Here is a 17,199-nt window from a genome sequence, read left to right on the forward strand (position 1 = left end):
CATCATAGTTCTAAAAAAAGGGGTTTTAATACCCCTTAATTATTCAATTTGTTTTTGATGTTTTAAATCGGCAATGGTCCGTGAGACCTTCAGTATACGATGCCAAGCTCTGATTGAGAGGCCAAGTTTATTTAATGTTGTTTCTAAAAAAAGGGTGTCATTTGGTTTTAGTTTACAAAAAAGTGCGGCTTCTTTGCTATTTAGTTTTGCATTAATTTTACCTGAACGTTCAATTTGTTGCTTTCTTGCCTGTATTACACGTTGTTTTATATCGAAACTGGTTTTATTTGTAGGTGTAGAGTGGCTTAAAGTACCTAGCGGTAACAGAGGTACCTCTATAGAGAGATCAAAACGATCTAAGAATGGTCCAGACATCTTTGCTAAATAACGGAGGATCTGTTTTGGGCTGGCTTGGTTATATATGCCTTTATAGTGGCCCATAGCGATGGGATTTAAGGCGGCAATAAGTTGAATATTGGCTTGGAAATTAACTTTAGCTTTTGCACGTGAAATTATTATTTCTCCAGACTCTAGCGGTTCCCTAAGTGAGTCGAGCACTTTTCGTTCAAATTTGGCGAGTTCATCAAGAAATAAAATGCCATTATCGGCTAAGGATATTTCTCCCGGTTTGGGTAAGCTTCCTCCACCAATTAATTCTGCCATAGAAGCACTGTGATGAGGTGCTCTAAATGGCCGTGTAAGCCATTTTTCGTTATCAAATGAGAATCACATAAACTTTTTATTGACGCTACCTCTAGCGCTTCTTGATTAGTGAGATCAGGCAGGATAGTAATAAGGCGGTTGGCAAGCATGGTTTTACCTGTGCCTGGTGGGCCAAGTAGTAAAAGGTTATGTCCTCCTGCGGCGGTTATCTCTAATGCGCGCTTGGCATGTTGTTGGCCAATAATATCATTGATATCTGTTATATTAGAGTGTTATGGTTGGTGATAGGTGTTTCTTGATTGTGAGATAAAGTATTTTGATCATGTAAGAAATGACAAACAGCTAATAGATGTTCACACAAATAGACACTTTCTGTTGGTAACAAATTTAATTCATTTGTGTTTTCTAGGGAAGTGATCAATTTACGCTGATTTTTTAATGCTGCTTGTGCCGCTGTTATTACCCCTGTTATTCGACGAATTTGACTAGAAAGTGCTAATTAGCCAAGGAATTCGAATTGATTTAATTGTATTTATGTAATTTGTTCCGATGCCGCTAAGATGGAGAGTGCGATAGCTAGATCATAACGTCCGCCTTCTTTTGGCAAATCGGCAGGCGCTAAATTGATAGTTATTCTTTTAGATGGATACTGAAAACCACTATTAATTAAAGCACTTCTGACACGATCACTCGCTTCTTAGACGGCTGTTTCTGGCAACCCTACTAGGGTGAGTCCAAGTAGCCCATTACTAATATGTGCCTCAACTGTTACCCGTGGGGCATTCATACCGATTGAAGCTCTGGTGTAAATAACCGCTAGTGCCATATTTACTCCCTAAAATGTCATGTCACTATTTTCTTAGTTAGTAAATTAGGTAAAACTAGCTTTTGGTGAATATGGGAAGGTTGTTAGAAAAGTAGCCGAAATTTTTACTTTTGTGGTAATTTTTTAGGACAGCGCTGCCATTTTTGATGATGAAAATTGGCCATTAATTGTCTGTATTACAATTTCTGACATTAATTAATAATCTGTGGTTTATCATTTTATAATTAGATGGCTTTTTGGTTAAATTTTTTGTATTAACTGCATTTAATGGTTCTTTATTTCAATTATTTTCTGTTTTTAATGGAATTATTTTATGCTGAGGTTTACTTATTGATTTTAATCGTAATTTTTTATTTTTCGATAAAAAAATAAAATAAGTATTGTCAAATAAGTGTCAACGTGTTAATTCTAAATAAATTATCAAGATCAAAGAACGGATATTATGACGAAGGTGTTTGCCCTAATAATTAACCTAATTATTGTGAGCGTGGTGGTGATTATCCCACCGTGCGGGGCAGCACTTGGAAGAAGAAAGGCAGAATAACTAGCCAGATTTCACAAGAACCCCGCGCCTTTCGGTGCGGGGTTTTTTTTAGCTTTAAATTTTAGTTGTCGATGAGAGTTTAGAAAAATAAACCAATAAATTAGGTTGCTGGAGTAGAACAATGAATGGAGCACAATGGTTAGTTCATGCATTAATTACCCAAGGGGTTGAACAGATTTTTGGTTATCCAGAGGGGGCCATTATGCCTGTTTATGACGCTTTGTATGATAGTGATTTAGAACATCGCTTATGTCGCCATGAGCAAGGTGCTGTTATGGCTGCTATTGGTTATGCAAGAGCAACGAATAAACCAGGAGTCTGTATTGCAACATCAGGGCCAGGAGCAACCAATTTGATCACTGGTTTAGCCGATGCATTATTAGATTCAGTGCCTATCGTTGCCATAACAGGACAGGTTGCTTTGGAGCTTATTGGCACAGATGCCTTTCAGGAAGTTGATGTTTTAAGTCTTTCTTTAGCTTTTACAAAACACAGTTTCTTAGTTGATTCTGTTGATATGTTGCCACAGGTTATTACTGGGGCTGTCAGTATTGCAACAACGGGTCGTCCAAGCCCAGTTTTTATTGATATTCCCAAAGATATACAGTTGCAGACAACTCATTCGCTGCCTTATTTGATGCCAGTTGAACAAAAACCATTTTATTCTGCTTATCAATTAGCTACTGCATGTGAAATTATGGAGCAAGCGAAACCACCTATTTTGTATGTGGGTGTAGGTGTTGGTATGTCAGGGGCGGTCGCTGAGTTGAGTGATTTTATTGCTATCTCAGGATTACCTACAGTTTCTACATTAAAGGGGCTCGGTGCTGTCACAGCAGATGATCCGCAGTATTTGGGAATGTTGGGTATGCATGGCAGTAAAGCGGCAAATTTTGCTGTGCAGGAATGTGATCTATTGTTGGCGGTTGGCGCCAGGTTTGATGATCGTGTGACTGGTAAATTGAATACATTTGCCCCTAATGCCAAAGTCATCCATTTAGATATAGATCATGCTGAATTGAATAAATTGCGTCAGGCGCATGTTTGTTTGCTCGGTGATGCAAAACTATTATTACCGCGATTAGCTAGACCATTAAATATTGCCTCATGGCAAGCCAAAGTCAGCGCGTTGAAAAAAGAGTATGAATGGAATTATAACCATACAGGGGATGCTATCGATGCCCCTGCTATGTTAAAACAAATCTCAGAACGTATGCATGTTGACACCATTGTTACAACAGATGTTGGGCAACATCAGATGTGGACGGCACAGCATATGGCATTTCGAGCTCCAGAGAATTTTATTACCTCAAGTGGATTAGGTTCAATGGGATTTGGTATTCCAGCTGCAATCGGCGCTCAGTTAGCCCTCCCTAATGCAGCGGTTATTTGTATTTCAGGTGATGGTTCTTTTATGATGAATATTCAGGAATTAGCCACCATAAAACGCAAACAATTACCGATCAAAATTGTGCTTATCGATAACCAACGTTTGGGCATGGTACGTCAGTGGCAAGAGTTATTTTTTCAACAACGCTACAGTGAAACTCAGTTAACGGATAATCCAGATTTTATCGCATTAGCCGCATCATTCGATATTGCCGGTCAGCGTATTACGCATACTTCAGAAATTAATGACGCACTTGATAGATTATTCAGTCATGCAGGCCCCTATTTGCTACAAGTATCTGTTGATGAATTAGAAAATGTTTGGCCATTGGTTCCTCCTGGTGCCAGCAATGAAAAAATGATGGAGAAACCCTGATGAGAGAATATCAATTAAATATTGAAGCGCGCTTTCGGCCAGAGGTCTTAGAGCGCATTTTGCGGGTGACCCGTCATCGCGGTTTTCAGGTTAATGCAATAAGCATGAGTCAGGTATTAGGTGGAAATAACGTCAGCATTGAAATAACGGTTAATAGTCAGCGTCCACTAAACCTACTTTGTTCCCAGTTAATTAAATTGGCAAATGTTTTTGATATTGAAATCAAGCAACAAGCTGCCAAACAATCAATCGTAATATAAGGTAAAAAAATGACAAAAAAAGCAGATTATATTTGGTTTAATGGATAAATGGTGCCCTGGGCGGAGGCAAAGATACATGTCATGTCTCACTCTTTACATTATGGTACTTCGGTTTTTGAAGGTATTCGCTGTTATCACTCTCATCAAGGGCCAGTAATTTTTCGCCATCGTGAGCATATGCAGCGTTTACATGATTCAGCCAAAATTTATCGCATGCCTTTAAGCCAAAGTGTTGATGAGTTGATGGCAGCTTGTCGCGAAACGATTGGTAAAAATAAGTTGGTTAGTGCCTATATTAGACCACTTGTTTTTATTGGTGATGTTGGTATGGGAGTTAATCCGCCACCAGGTTACAAAACGGATGTCATTATTTCGGCTTTTCCTTGGGGAACTTATCTCGGTGAAAAAGCACTCGAACAAGGTATTGATGCGATGGTTTCGTCCTGGCATCGCGCCGCACCCAATACCATCCCGACTGCGGCTAAAGCCGGTGGTAATTATCTATCCTCTTTACTGGTAGGTAGTGAAGCTCGACGCCATGGCTATCAGGAAGGAATAGCGTTAGATGTTAGTGGTTATATTTCCGAAGGGGCGAGTGAGAACCTATTTGAAGTTAAAAATAACGTACTTTTTACACCGCCATTTACCTCATCGGCACTACCCGGCATCACACGTGATGCGATTATTAAGTTGGCCACTGAATTGGGATTTGAAGTCCGTGAACAGATGTTATCACGTGAATCGTTGTATCTGGCTGATGAAATTTTTATGACCGGCACAGCGGCTGAAATTACGCCAGTTCGTAGCGTTGATGGAATACAAGTCGGAGCCGGTCATTGTGGCCCAGTAACCAAGCGTATCCAGCAGGCTTTTTTCGGTTTATTTGATGGTTCGACAAAAGACAAATGTGATTGGTTAGAGCCTGTCAATAGTTAGTTCAAATTAATAGATGTTGATTGGCGGCTAGTTATCGTCAATTTTTATACCAAGGGAGCAAAAATGCCAGAATATCGTTCTGCTACAACGGTCAATGGTCGTAATATGGCCGGTGCAAGGGCACTTTGGCGGGCAACAGGAATGACTGACTCTGATTTTGGTAAGCCAATTATTGCTGTTGTCAATTCATTTACTCAATTTGTCCCCGGTCATGTGCATCTGCGTGATCTTGGTCAGTTAGTGGCTAAACAAATAGAAGCCGTTGGTGGTGTGGCAAAAGAGTTTAATACCATCGCTGTTGATGATGGTATTGCTATGGGGCATGGTTGTATGCTGTATTCGTTGCCCTCCCGCGAGCTTATTGCTGATTACGTTGAATATATGGTTAATGATCATTGTGCCGATGCGATGGTTTGTATTTCTAATTGTGACAAAATCACACCAGGAATGCTGATGGCCGCGTTGCGTTTAAATATTCCGGTTGTTTTTGTATCGGGTGGTCCGATGGAGGCAGGCAAAACCAAACTTTCTGCTCAAATTATTAAACTAGATTTGGTCGATGCTATGATCAAAAGTGCAGATCCGGCTGTCAGTGATAAAGAAAGCGAACAAATTGAACGTTCAGCCTGCCCGACTTGCGGTTCATGTTCAGGCATGTTTACCGCTAATTCAATGAACTGTTTGACGGAGGTATTAGGATTATCTTTGCCTGGCAATGGTTCTTTACTGGCAACGCATCGCGATCGTACACAGTTATTCTTGGCCGCGGGTAAACGTATTGTTGAGATCACGAAAAAATATTATGAACAGGATGATGACAGTGTTTTACCACGCAATATTGCCAGCAAAGCTGCATTTGAAAATGCGATGACCCTTGATATTGCCATGGGCGGATCGACTAATACGGTATTACATCTATTAGCAGCAGCGCAGGAAGCCGAGGTTGATTTCACTATGGCAGACATTGATCGGTTATCACGTAAAGTACCGCATTTGTGTAAAGTAACACCGAGCATTGCCAAATATCATATGGAAGATGTTCATCGAGCCGGTGGGGTGATCGCTATTTTAGGTGAATTAGATCGCGCACAATTACTTAATCGTCAGGTAAAAAATATTCTTGGTTTGAACGTCACTCAAATGTTAGCGCATTATGATGTCATATTGACGCAAGATGATGCGGTGAAACAGATGTATGCCGCAGGGGCGGCTGGTATTCGCACTACTCAAGCATTTTCACAAACATGTCGTTGGCCATCTTTAGAGCTCGATCGTCAAACAGGTTGTATTCGCAATTTAGCCCATGCATATAGTCAGGATGGAGGGCTGGCGGTTTTATTTGTCAACCTGGCTGAAGATGGTTGTATTGTCAAAACCGCAGGTGTTGATGAAAATTGTCTGATATTCCTGCTCGCAAGATTGCCTTAAATATCGATAGGGAAATATTGCATCAACGTAAGCAATCTGAATTACAGCGTGGTGAAAAAGCATGGACGCCACGCAAGCGTGAACGTAAAGTTTCTTTTGCTCTACGCGCTTATGCTGCATTAGCAACAAGTGCAGATAAGGGGGCGGTGCGTGATAAAGCGAAGCTGGGGGAATAAAATGGCGCTTTCTTCTTTGACAAGTTCACCATCGGCAGAGGATTATTTAACTGCGGCGTTAAAAGCGCCAGTTTATCAAGTAGCACAAATCACCCCATTACAGGAGATGAAAAAAATTTCCGAACGGTTTGATAATGTCATTTTGGTTAAGCGTGAAGATCTTCAATTAATGCATAGTTTTAAGCTACGTGGTGCTTATAACATGATTGCGGGTTTGTCAGCACAGCAGCGAGCTAATGGTGTCATTACCGCTTCGGCCGGTAATCATGCTCAAGGTGTTGCGTTATCGGCTAGTCGGATAGGGATCCCGGCATTAATTGTGATGCCATTAGCCACTGCTGATATTAAAGTTGATGCTGTTCGGCGGTTGCAGGCTGAAGTGCTGTTATATGGGGTAAATTTTGAGGAGGCGAAAGCTAAAGCGATTGAAATTGCTCATCAGGAGGGATACACCTATGTGCCACCTTTTGATCATCCGGCAGTGATCGCGGGTCAAGCAACAATAGCGATGGACTTGCTACAACAAGCTCCTCACCTTGATCGTATTTTTGTGCCGGTTGGTGGAGGAGGATTGATTGCCGGTGTAGCGATCTTGATCAAACAATTAATGCCTGAAATTAAAATTATTGCTGTTGAGGCAGAAGATGCCGCTTGTCTTAAGGCCGCTTTAGCCGCCGGGTATCCGGTAGATTTACCCAGTGTTGGCTTATTTGCTAAGGGGGTGGCCGTTAAGCGGATTGGCGATGAAAGTTTTCGGCTGTGTCAAAAATATGTCGATGATATTATTACGGTCAATAGTGATAATATTTGTGCTGCGATTAAAGATTTATTCGAAGAGGTTCGTGCTATCGCCGAGCCAGCAGGGGCAGTGGCATTAGCCGGTTTAAAGAAATATGTTGAGCAGCATGACATAAAAGGTGAACGTTTAGCGCATATTTTAACGGGTGCTAATATCAATTTTCATGGTTTACGTTATGTTTCAGAGCGTTGTGAATTAGGCGAACAACGAGAAGCATTATTCGCTGTCACCCTCCCTGAGCAACAAGGGAGTTTTTTGCGTTTCTGCCAAGTATTGGGTAAGCGTAGTGTTACTGAATTTAATTATCGCTATAGCGACATAAATTCAGAGCAAGCGCGTATTTTTGTTGGTGTCCGGTTGAGTTATGGGGTTGACGAATCTGCTGATATTGTTGCTGACTTACAACAAGCGGATTATGACGTTACCGATCTTTCCAATGATGAAATGGCTAGGCTCCATGTGCGTTATATGGTGGGTGGACGTCCGTCAAAGCCACTGAATGAACGGCTATTAAGTTTTGTCTTTCCAGAGTCACCTGGCGCGCTACTTAAGTTTTTGCAAACATTAGGTAGCTATTGGAATATTACCCTTTTCCATTATCGCAGTCATGGCACTGATTATTGGCGTGTTTTAGCGGCATTTGAACTATCCGGTTCTGAAGCCCTTTTTTGAGAAACATCTCGCTGCATTGGGTTATGAATATTATGATGAAACCAATAATCCTTCATTCCAATTCTTTTTAGCGCCGCATAGTCAGTTATTGACTGCGCATATTGGCAACAGTCAGCAACTGCCAGAATGCTCGAATTAATGGTTCATTAAGACGTTTATTTAAAACACAAACGCCAAAATCAAAAGGTTCAACGGGCAAAATAGGGTCAAGTTGTAGAATACGATGGCGGATCGATTCTGGGCTATTATCGACCACAACCTTTGGTATTAATGCAATACCACAACCTAGCGCAACCATTGATACTATAGCTTCATGGCCTTACACGGTAGCATAAATTAACGGATTATTAATAGCTTGGTGTTGAAACCAAAGTGCAATTCTTTGGCGGGCAGGTCCGTGCTCTGGCAAGATAAAGGGAATTTGTTGCCAGTTCGGCTGTGGTTGCGTAATTTGTTGACGGATCGTTCCAGCTAATGATGGGGCAATTAAAACCAACGGAATTTCACCTAATTTGTTAAATAAAATATTATCAGGTAGTTTTTCAGGTTTACCGGCAATCGCCAAATCGGCAGCTTGGCTGGCAACTTTATTGACTGCATCCGCGGCGTTGCCAGTGGTTAATTGAATTTCGATTAAAGGATTTTCTAATCTAAAGTTATCCAGGAGCTTAGGTAAGTGACTATAGGCGGCAGTGATTGAGCAAAATAGGCGTAATTCACCGGTCAATAAGGCACTCTGTTGGTTAAGTGAATGACGAAGTTGCTGATATTCAAACAGTGTTTGCTGGGCAAATGGTTTAAATTGTTTTCCTGCTTCGGTGAGGCGTACGGTTCTATTATCACGCATAAATAAAATGTGACCAAAACTTTCTTCCAGACGTTGTATTTGGCGAGATAATGTAGATGGACTGATATGCATTGCATTAGCAGTGCGTCCGAAGTGACAGCTATCAGCTAGATGTAAAAATAACTTTAGATCGCGAATCTTCATCACGCCTTCTGTGATAAAAAGTGACACACTGATGTTGCAACTTTTGCAATATAATATTTTAAATATATCAATTTACGCAATGTTTTTGATCGAATATAGTGATCATATAAACGCTTCTTTGTTAAATAATCTGAGAATAAAAAAATAGAAAATGTACAATAAATTACTGAAATTATGAAGAAAATTAATCGATGGCTAATTATTTTAATACCTTAGATCTGCGCCAACAATTATTGCAATTAAGTAAGTGTCGTTTTATGGCCCGTGATGAATTTGTTGATGGAACCAGTTATTTAAAAGATAAAAAAATTGTGATTGTTGGCTGTGGTGCGCAAGGTCTAAACCAGGGATTGAATATGCGTGATTCAGGTCTGGATATTGCCTATGCATTGCGCAAAGAAGAGATTGAAGAAAAGAGCCTTTCATGGTGTCAGGCGGTAGAAAATGGTTTTACTGTTGGTAGTTACGAAACATTAATTCCACAAGCGGATTTAGTCATTAATTTAACCACAGATAAACAACATTCTGCTGTGATACAAGCCATTCAACCATTAATGAAACCAGGTGCAGCATTAGGTTACTCACATGGTTTCAATATCGTTGAGGTAGGTGAACAGATCCGCCAGGATATTACCGTTATTATGGTTGCGCCGAAATGCCTGGGAACCGAAGTACGTGAAGAGTATCTGCGTGGTTTTGGCGTACCAACGTTGATTGCCGTTCATCCGGAAAATGATCCGCAAGGTGAAGGAATAGCCATTGCGAAAGCATGGGCTGCTGCGACAGGAGGTCATCGCGCGGGTGTTCTGGAATCCTCTTTTGTTGCCGAAGTAAAATCAGATCTGATGGGTGAACAAACCATCTTGTGTGGCATGCTTCAGGCTGTCTCCTTGCTTTGTTATGACAAAATGGTTGCAGACGGTATTGAGCCGGGTTATGCAGGAAAATTATTACAATATGGTTGGGAAACGATCACCGAAGCCTTAAAGCACGGCGGTATTACACTGATGATGGATCGTTTATCTAATTCAGCTAAATTGCGGGCATTTGCATTATCTGAACAGCTAAAAGAAATCATGGCGCCATTATTTCAACTACATATGGACGACATTATGTCCGGCAAATTTTCATCTACCATGATGGCAGATTGGAATAATAATGATAAAAATTTACTGTCTTGGCGGGCAGAAACCAGGAAAACAGAGTTTGAAAATTATCCAGAATATAATGGGAAAATTTTAGAGCAGGATTATTTTGACCATGGTCTTTTATTAGTTGCGATGACTAAAGCCGGGGTTGAATTAGCCTATGAAACTATGCTGCAAGCCGGTATTATTGCGGAGTCTGCTTATTATGAATCATTACATGAATTACCATTGATTGCGAATACCATTGCGCGGAAACGTTTATATGAGATGAATGTCGTGATTTCCGATACTGCAGAATATGGTAATTATCTATTCTCTTTTGCTGCAATACCTTTACTCAAGGATTTTATGGCAACTTTACAGCCAGGTGACTTAGCGAAAAATATGGCCGCTAGCCACATTGATAATAGGCAATTGCGGGATATCAATGCAGCGATCCGTAGTCATCCCATTGAGGTCATAGGTAATAAACTGCGTAATTATATGACTGATATGAAAGGTATTGCTTCTGTTGCATAATGTAAACGGTAAATTTTATCTACCGCGCTATTGATAGGCTAAAAATATAGCTACGCAATTTTTAAGTTTCTCCATTATACGATTGAAGTTAGAGAGCACATACTAAGTTAGAGTGTAATTCAAACGGACACAGATTTTTCGCGTGCCATAATAATGCAAACCACTATCGGGTATTGCTATATACCCGTATTTGGTGGGAGTTTCAAACCGAAATATCTGCCGATAGAGTCAGTACTCGAGTGGAAAGGGAATATAAAGCGATATGATACAATATTCACTGCCTATGATTAATGCATTAATCATTAACACCATGAACAGTAAAAAAATAACGACATTAGCATTAACGATGGAGCAATAAATAGTAGAAAGTAAAAAAGAGAAGAACAAGATAGACAAACTTTTATCTAGGCCGGTAAATTATTTACATAAGTAATTTAATGTTAGTTATATCATTCATCTTTCCTATGATGTTGATTTGGAATTCATCGACTCCATCACCATCATGATCCAACATTAATTTTGTTAGATTTTCTTGTTCACTGTAACTAAATAACATTTCATTTTTTCTATGAGTAAAATGATCGACTAATTGAATAGCAACAAAATTATCATCAGAGTCTATGTTAAGTGTGGAAATATCAATTTTGTCTTTACCCATCTCAAAATCAGTAATGGTATCTGTCGATTCAGACAAAGAATCATCTAGTGACAAGTAGTTAAAAGTATCATTACCCTCACCACCAGTTAATCTATCAGCGCCTTTATCGCCGTATAAATTATCATTACCACTATCTCCAAATAGGTGATCGTTACCACTACCACCAAATCATTGGTCATCACCACTATCTCCAAATAGGTGATCGTTACCACTACCACCAAATCATTGGTCATCACCACTACCTCCGGATAGGTGATCATTGCCACAACCGCCGAATAAAATATCGTTCCCCTTACCACCGGATAATTTATCATCGCCGTTATTACCAAATAACGTATCGTTACTATCACTACCGTATAGATCATCGTTTTTGTCAGTACCATAGCACATTGAATTATTTGGCATATAAGAATTTCCTTTATTTAGTTGTATCTGATTAGATTAGAAATTTAGGCTAAAAGTACTCATAGCTTTTACTGCATTTGTGCAGATTTTTGAAATTTTTGATTTTTTTAAAAGATGGTTAGTGGGTAGTTGTCATAAATACTCCCATTTTTAAGCAGTAACTACAATGATAGTTGTGCACTCATAGTTAGTTCAAATATACTAGAGAGTTTAGCCTGGAGTAAATCAACGACAATCAAACCCTAACTAATTGTTTTAAAGTTTTTTTATTAACGTTATGAAATAGCTTTGGAAAAGTTACCCTAATTCGTCATGATTCGAGGGTAGAACAACTTTATCTCTGATATGGGTTTTCAGCAATTATATTTTTATCACCCAATAGCGGGTTTTTTTATGACATTTTTCACTGATTTTCTTTCTGATACAATTTTAGCTTATGATGAATAATGACAAATACTCAGTTAATACGCTATGCGATTAAATTACAATCAACAACAAGCGGTTGAATATGTTGACGGTTCCTGTTTAGTGGTGGCTGGCGCGGGCTCAGGAAAAACTCGCGTTATTACCAATAAAATAGCCTACTTAATTCGTCATCGTGGATATTTACCACGTCAGGTAATGGCAGTCACTTTTACCAATAAAGCCGCCAGAGAGATGAAAGAACGGGTAGGACAAACGCTAGGAAAAAAAGAAACCAGAGGATTAATTATTTCAACTTTTCATACCCTAGGATTGGAAATTATTAAACGGGAACATAGTGCATTAGGCATAAAAGCCAATTTTTCATTGTTTGATGAACACGATCAAATGGCCTTGCTAAAAGAGCTAACCTTTGATTTATTAGCAGATGATAAAGATCTGTTACGCCAATTAGCGTCAACAATTTCTAACTGGAAAAGTGATTTATTAACTGCCAGACAAGTTATGGCGCAGGTAAAATCGGAAAAAGATCAGCTGTTTGCTGAATGTTATCAGCGCTATGAATTACATTTATCGAGCTGCAATGTGCTGGATTTTGATGATTTAATTACTAAACCAACTCGCTTGCTCGATGAGAATGAAGAAGTGCGTTCGCGTTGGCAGCAAAAGATCCGTTATATGCTTGTGGATGAATATCAAGATACCAATACTAGCCAATATCAACTGGTTAAATTGTTAGTGGGTAAACGTGGACGTTTTACCGTTGTTGGTGATGATGATCAATCTATTTATTCCTGGCGTGGTGCTCAACCACAAAATTTAGCGTTACTAAAAAACGACTTCCCTCAGCTTAATGTGATCAAACTGGAGCAAAATTATCGCTCTTCTGGCCGGATTTTGAAAGCCGCTAATATATTGATTGCTAATAATCCACATGTTTTTGATAAAAAGTTATTTTCTGAATTGGGTTATGGTGAAGCGCTAAAAGTTATCACGGCTAACAATGAAGATCATGAGGCAGAACGTGTGATCGGCGAATTGGTTGCCCACCATTTTATCAATAAAACCCAATATAAAGATTATGCTATTTTATATCGTGGTAACCACCAATCACGACTATTTGAAAAATTATTGTTACAAAATCGTATTCCTTACCGTATTTCAGGTGGCACTTCATTTTTTTCACGGGCAGAAATTAAAGATATATTGGCTTATTTGCGGATCCTCACTAATCCAGATGATGATAGTGCATTTCTCCGTATTGTTAATACACCGAAACGTGAAATTGGGCCAAAAACCATCCAAAAATTGGGTGAATGGGCAATTTTGCGCCAAAAAAGCCTGTTTAATGCTAGCTTTGATGTCGGCCTTGAACAAACTTTAACCGGTCGTGGTTTGACAGCATTGCAACATTTTACCCATTGGTTAGCCAATATTGCCAAACGTGCTGAACGCGAGCCACTACTTGCCGTCAGAGATCTACTGCATGACATTGATTATGAAAGCTGGTTATACGAGACATCAACTAGTAGCAAAGCGGCTGAGATGCGGATGAAAAATGTTAACCAACTGTTTGGTTGGATGGATGAAATGGTTAATGGCAACGATATCGATGAGGCGATGACCTTATCGCAGGTTGTCTCGCGCTTTACATTGAGGGATATGATGGAGCGTGGAGAAACGACAGAAGATTTAGATCAGGTACAATTAATGACTCTGCATGCCTCAAAAGGACTAGAGTTTCCTTACGTTTTTTTAGTTGGTATGGAAGAGGGGTTGTTACCCCATCAAACCAGTATTGATGAAGATAATATCTATGAAGAACGCCGTCTTGCTTATGTAGGGATAACCCGTGCTCAACGAGCGTTATTTTTTACTCATTGTCGGGAGCGACGTCAATATGGTGAACTTATTCGACCAGAAATTAGTCGTTTTTTACATGAGTTACCTCAAGATGATTTGCTCTGGGAACAAAATAAAAAGATAGTTACTGCAGAACAGCGAATGGAAAAAGGACAGTCTGCGATTGCTGATATCAGAGCGAGATTGGGGTTAAATAAAAAATAAATTTTACTAACTAAAAAAGATTGAGTTTATTGAGTTAATTCAGTTTGTCCTTCTAGTATCAAAGGCCAATTGATATTACTTTGCCATTGAATTTCTTGCTGTAAATTTTCATAACAAAGTGGATGTTCCAATAACCATTGATGAGGTAATGTTAGGATCAGGGTTTCTTTATTTGCTCTAAGCCTTAATAACGGTATGGTATTGTAACGACTAGGAAGAGTAAAAATAATCGCTAGTCTCAAAAGGCGACAAAGAAGAATAGCATGTTGGAGGGGAATCGCGTTTTGTTGAGTCAATTCCGCTAACTCAATTGGGCCAGTTTGATTTTTTAGCAACGCCGCTAACAAGCGTTTTTGCGTAAGCGTATAACCTGGCATATCAAGATGGCTGATCAGATAATGGGCATGGTTAGTAGCATGACGAGCGTAAATACTTAAGCCAATTTCATTTAGAGCGCTGGCACCTTTTAATAGCTCATCAACTTGGTGATTATCACGATAAAAGTTTTTCTTTAATTGTGAATAAAAATATTCGGTTAGCCTTTTTACTCGATTAGCCTGCTCAATATCAACTTGAAAACGATTTTGAATATTAGCGAGTGTAACTACACGTATATTCTGTTTTGCAGGCAGATCAAGCATGTTATAGATTAATCCTTCACGCAATGCTCCACCTGCTAATATCATATGATCGATTTTTAATTCTACAAATATGGCGATTAGAATAGCTAAACCACTGGGAAAAACTAGCGCACTTTCTAGTGTTAACCCCTTGATTTCCAACTCTTCTAATTTTCCTGAGGTGATTGCCACTTTTTTTAATAATTGTAATTTATCTAGCGTAATACGTTCATCCATGCCAGCGGCCTGCATAATTTCTTGAATCGCCTGTATTGTACCTGAAGCGCCGACACAAATTTGCCAACTTTGCTCAATAAGTTGGTTCGCGATAGGTTTAATGATCTTATGCGCGGTAGTTTCAGCTTGCGCAAAATTTTCTTCGGTTAGATTACGATCTTTAAAATAGTGTTCAAGCCAGGTAACGCAACCCATATTAAGGCTAACAAGTTGATTATGTTTAACATTGGTACCGGTAATGATTTCAGTACTACCACCCCCAATATCTATCACTAGTCGTTTATCTGAACCGCCAGTGGTATATGCTACTCCCTGATAAATGAGTTGAGCTTCTTCTTCTCCAGTAATGATTCTGATGGGATGCCCTAGAATATTTTCTCCTTGATTAATAAAGAGGTCGGCATTCTTAGCTAGACGAAGTGTTGCTGTAGCAACAATTTGTACTTGTTCAGTAGGAATATCTTGTAAATACTCGGAAAAAAGATGCAGACATTGCCAGCCACGATCCATGGCTTGTTGAGATAAATAGTTATTTTCATCGAGACCCGCGGCCAGTCTGACTTTACGATTGATGCGAGCAAGGGTCTGTACATAACCAGAAATTTCTCGTACTACTAACATATGAAAGCTGTTAGAACCAAGATCGATTGCTGCATAAAGCGATGATTTTAACATAATATTTATTAGCTCGGACGTTTACGATTGTTGCGTGAATTATTCTGTCGGCTTTGGCTATTATTGTTACGACGTGTTCCATTAGTACGTGAACGACGACGTGGTTTTGGTGTAGGTAAATCTTGTAATAATGCTTCACTGTTGTATTTGCTGACAGGGATTTGATGCTGAATATACTCCTCAATAGCAGGTAGATTTAAAGAATACTCTTCACAAGCCAGACTAATTGAATGACCACTCTCACCGGCGCGGCCGGTACGACCAATACGATGAACATAATCTTCACAATCATCAGGTAGATCATAATTAAATACATGAGTGACAGATGGGATATGTAAACCTCTGGCGGCAACATCTGTTGCAACTAAGATATCTAAATGGCCTTGAGTAAACTGTTCAAGAATGTGTAGCCGTTTTTTTTGTGCTACATCGCCAGTTAATAAGCCAACGCGGTGACCATCAGCAGCAAGATGAGCCCAGATATCTTCACAGCGATGTTTGGTATTAGCAAAAATTATACATCTTTCGGGCCACTCTTCCTCGATTAACGTTTGTAACAGACGCATTTTTTCTTCGTTAGAAGGATAGAAAAGTTCTTCTTTAATGCGATGACCTGTTTTTTGTTGAGGTTCTACCTCAATATATGCGGGTTGATTCATTTGTTCAAATGCCAGTTCTTGAACACGATAAGAAAGTGTTGCGGAAAATAGTAAATTCAAGCGTTGAGTGGCGGGTGGCATTCGACGAAATAGCCAACTAATATCTTTAATAAAACCAAGATCATACATACGGTCAGCTTCATCAAGTACAACCACTTGAATGAGACCTAAATGAACGTGGCCTTGTTTGGTATAATCGATTAAACGCCCGGTCGTACCGATAAGAATATCTACACCCGACTGGAGCACATGCAGTTGTTCGTCGTAGCCATCACCACCATAAGCTAAACCCATTTTTAAGCCCGTTATAGCGGCTAATTCTTTTGCATCAGTATATATCTGAACCGCTAATTCTCGTGTAGGAGCCATAATTAGCGCTCTGGGTTGGTTAACCTGTCGTTCTGAATTTGTTGGATGTGTTAGTAAATAATGAAATGTTGAGGTAAGAAAAGCCAATGTCTTACCCGTTCCTGTTTGTGCCTGCCCCGCAACATCACGGCCTTCGACAGTAAAAGACAATGTTGACGCTTGTATCGGCGTACAGTTATGAAAGCCATTTTTATTAAGGGCTTCAATAACTTTAGGGTGTAAGGCGAAGTCTATAAACTTCTTGTCTGTCAAATGTGTTTTACTCATAGTGTGTTAGAATATCAGTTAACGGTTGCTTTATGAAAGAAGATTGTTTGAAATAAAGCAAACATGGTTAAATTAATGTTAGACTGAAACAG

Annotated in this window: 9 protein-coding genes and 6 pseudogenes; 8 read left to right on the top strand and 7 right to left on the bottom strand. The window is 39.5% G+C overall.

The window, feature by feature from the left end:
- Positions 1 to 42: 42 nt before the first annotated feature.
- Positions 43 to 1,489, bottom strand: a pseudogene (locus E3U36_RS04150) (YifB family Mg chelatase-like AAA ATPase); the annotation flags it as partial.
- A gap of 442 nt (positions 1,490 to 1,931) precedes the next feature.
- On the opposite strand from E3U36_RS04150, the gene E3U36_RS04155 reads away from it, so the two are divergent.
- The 6 genes and pseudogenes from E3U36_RS04155 to ilvA all read left to right on the top strand — a co-directional run bounded on the left by E3U36_RS04155 (position 1,932) and on the right by ilvA (position 8,208).
- The gene (locus tag E3U36_RS04155) at positions 1,932 to 2,033 is read left to right on the top strand and encodes an IlvGEDA operon leader peptide (RefSeq protein WP_129109149.1); all 102 of its coding nucleotides are present in this window, start codon (positions 1,932 to 1,934) and stop codon (positions 2,031 to 2,033) included.
- Positions 2,034 to 2,154: 121 nt separating this feature from the next.
- Positions 2,155 to 3,798, top strand: coding sequence for an acetolactate synthase 2 catalytic subunit (gene ilvG, locus E3U36_RS04160; protein ID WP_180817190.1), 1,644 nt, complete (start codon positions 2,155 to 2,157; stop codon positions 3,796 to 3,798).
- Positions 3,798 to 4,058: an acetolactate synthase 2 small subunit gene (ilvM, locus tag E3U36_RS04165; protein WP_180817191.1), complete on the top strand. Its 261-nt coding sequence runs from the start codon at positions 3,798 to 3,800 to the stop codon at positions 4,056 to 4,058. The genes ilvG and ilvM overlap by 1 nt, the downstream gene beginning before the upstream one ends.
- Positions 4,059 to 4,106: 48 nt before the next feature.
- Positions 4,107 to 4,994, top strand: coding sequence for a branched-chain-amino-acid transaminase (gene ilvE, locus E3U36_RS04170; protein WP_238337510.1), 888 nt, complete (start codon positions 4,107 to 4,109; stop codon positions 4,992 to 4,994).
- 63 nt (positions 4,995 to 5,057) lie between these two features.
- Positions 5,058 to 6,598: pseudogene (ilvD, locus tag E3U36_RS04175) on the top strand (dihydroxy-acid dehydratase).
- 1 nt (position 6,599) lies between these two features.
- Positions 6,600 to 8,208 (top strand): annotated as a pseudogene (gene ilvA / locus E3U36_RS04180) (threonine ammonia-lyase, biosynthetic).
- On the opposite strand, the pseudogene ilvY reads toward ilvA, so the two are convergent.
- Positions 8,155 to 9,060 (bottom strand): annotated as a pseudogene (ilvY, locus tag E3U36_RS04185) (HTH-type transcriptional activator IlvY). The pseudogenes ilvA and ilvY overlap by 54 nt on opposite strands.
- A gap of 191 nt (positions 9,061 to 9,251) precedes the next feature.
- Between ilvY and ilvC the strand changes: the two are divergent.
- Positions 9,252 to 10,727 (top strand): ketol-acid reductoisomerase, encoded by a 1,476-nt coding sequence (gene ilvC / locus E3U36_RS04190; protein WP_180817192.1) that lies wholly within the window; start codon positions 9,252 to 9,254, stop codon positions 10,725 to 10,727.
- 421 nt (positions 10,728 to 11,148) lie between these two features.
- On the opposite strand, the pseudogene E3U36_RS04195 reads toward ilvC, so the two are convergent.
- The 3 genes and pseudogenes from E3U36_RS04195 to E3U36_RS04200 all read right to left on the bottom strand — a co-directional run.
- Positions 11,149 to 11,541, bottom strand: a pseudogene (locus tag E3U36_RS04195) (M10 family metallopeptidase C-terminal domain-containing protein); the annotation flags it as partial.
- A gap of 12 nt (positions 11,542 to 11,553) precedes the next feature.
- A pseudogene (locus E3U36_RS13170) lies at positions 11,554 to 11,604 on the bottom strand (hypothetical protein); the annotation flags it as partial.
- Positions 11,605 to 11,607: 3 nt separating this feature from the next.
- Positions 11,608 to 11,790, bottom strand: a complete 183-nt coding sequence (locus E3U36_RS04200; protein WP_180817193.1) for a calcium-binding protein — start codon at positions 11,788 to 11,790, stop codon at positions 11,608 to 11,610.
- 471 nt (positions 11,791 to 12,261) lie between these two features.
- Between E3U36_RS04200 and rep the strand changes: the two genes are divergently transcribed.
- Entirely contained in the window at positions 12,262 to 14,280 is a 2,019-nt protein-coding gene (gene rep / locus E3U36_RS04205) for a DNA helicase Rep (RefSeq protein WP_180817194.1), read from the top strand.
- Positions 14,281 to 14,306: 26 nt separating this feature from the next.
- Here rep and gppA read toward each other — a convergent pair whose 3' ends face one another.
- Both gppA and rhlB read right to left on the bottom strand, forming a co-directional pair.
- On the bottom strand, positions 14,307 to 15,812 hold the full coding sequence (gene gppA / locus E3U36_RS04210) for a guanosine-5'-triphosphate,3'-diphosphate diphosphatase (protein ID WP_180817195.1): 1,506 nt from the start codon (positions 15,810 to 15,812) through the stop codon (positions 14,307 to 14,309).
- 8 nt (positions 15,813 to 15,820) lie between these two features.
- Positions 15,821 to 17,107, bottom strand: coding sequence for an ATP-dependent RNA helicase RhlB (rhlB, locus tag E3U36_RS04215; protein WP_180817196.1), 1,287 nt, complete (start codon positions 17,105 to 17,107; stop codon positions 15,821 to 15,823).
- Between the last annotated feature and the right edge of the window lie 92 nt (positions 17,108 to 17,199).

This window comes from Arsenophonus endosymbiont of Aphis craccivora, from assembly GCF_013460135.1.
In the GTDB taxonomy this organism is placed as follows: Bacteria; Pseudomonadota; Gammaproteobacteria; order Enterobacterales; family Enterobacteriaceae; genus Arsenophonus; species Arsenophonus nilaparvatae.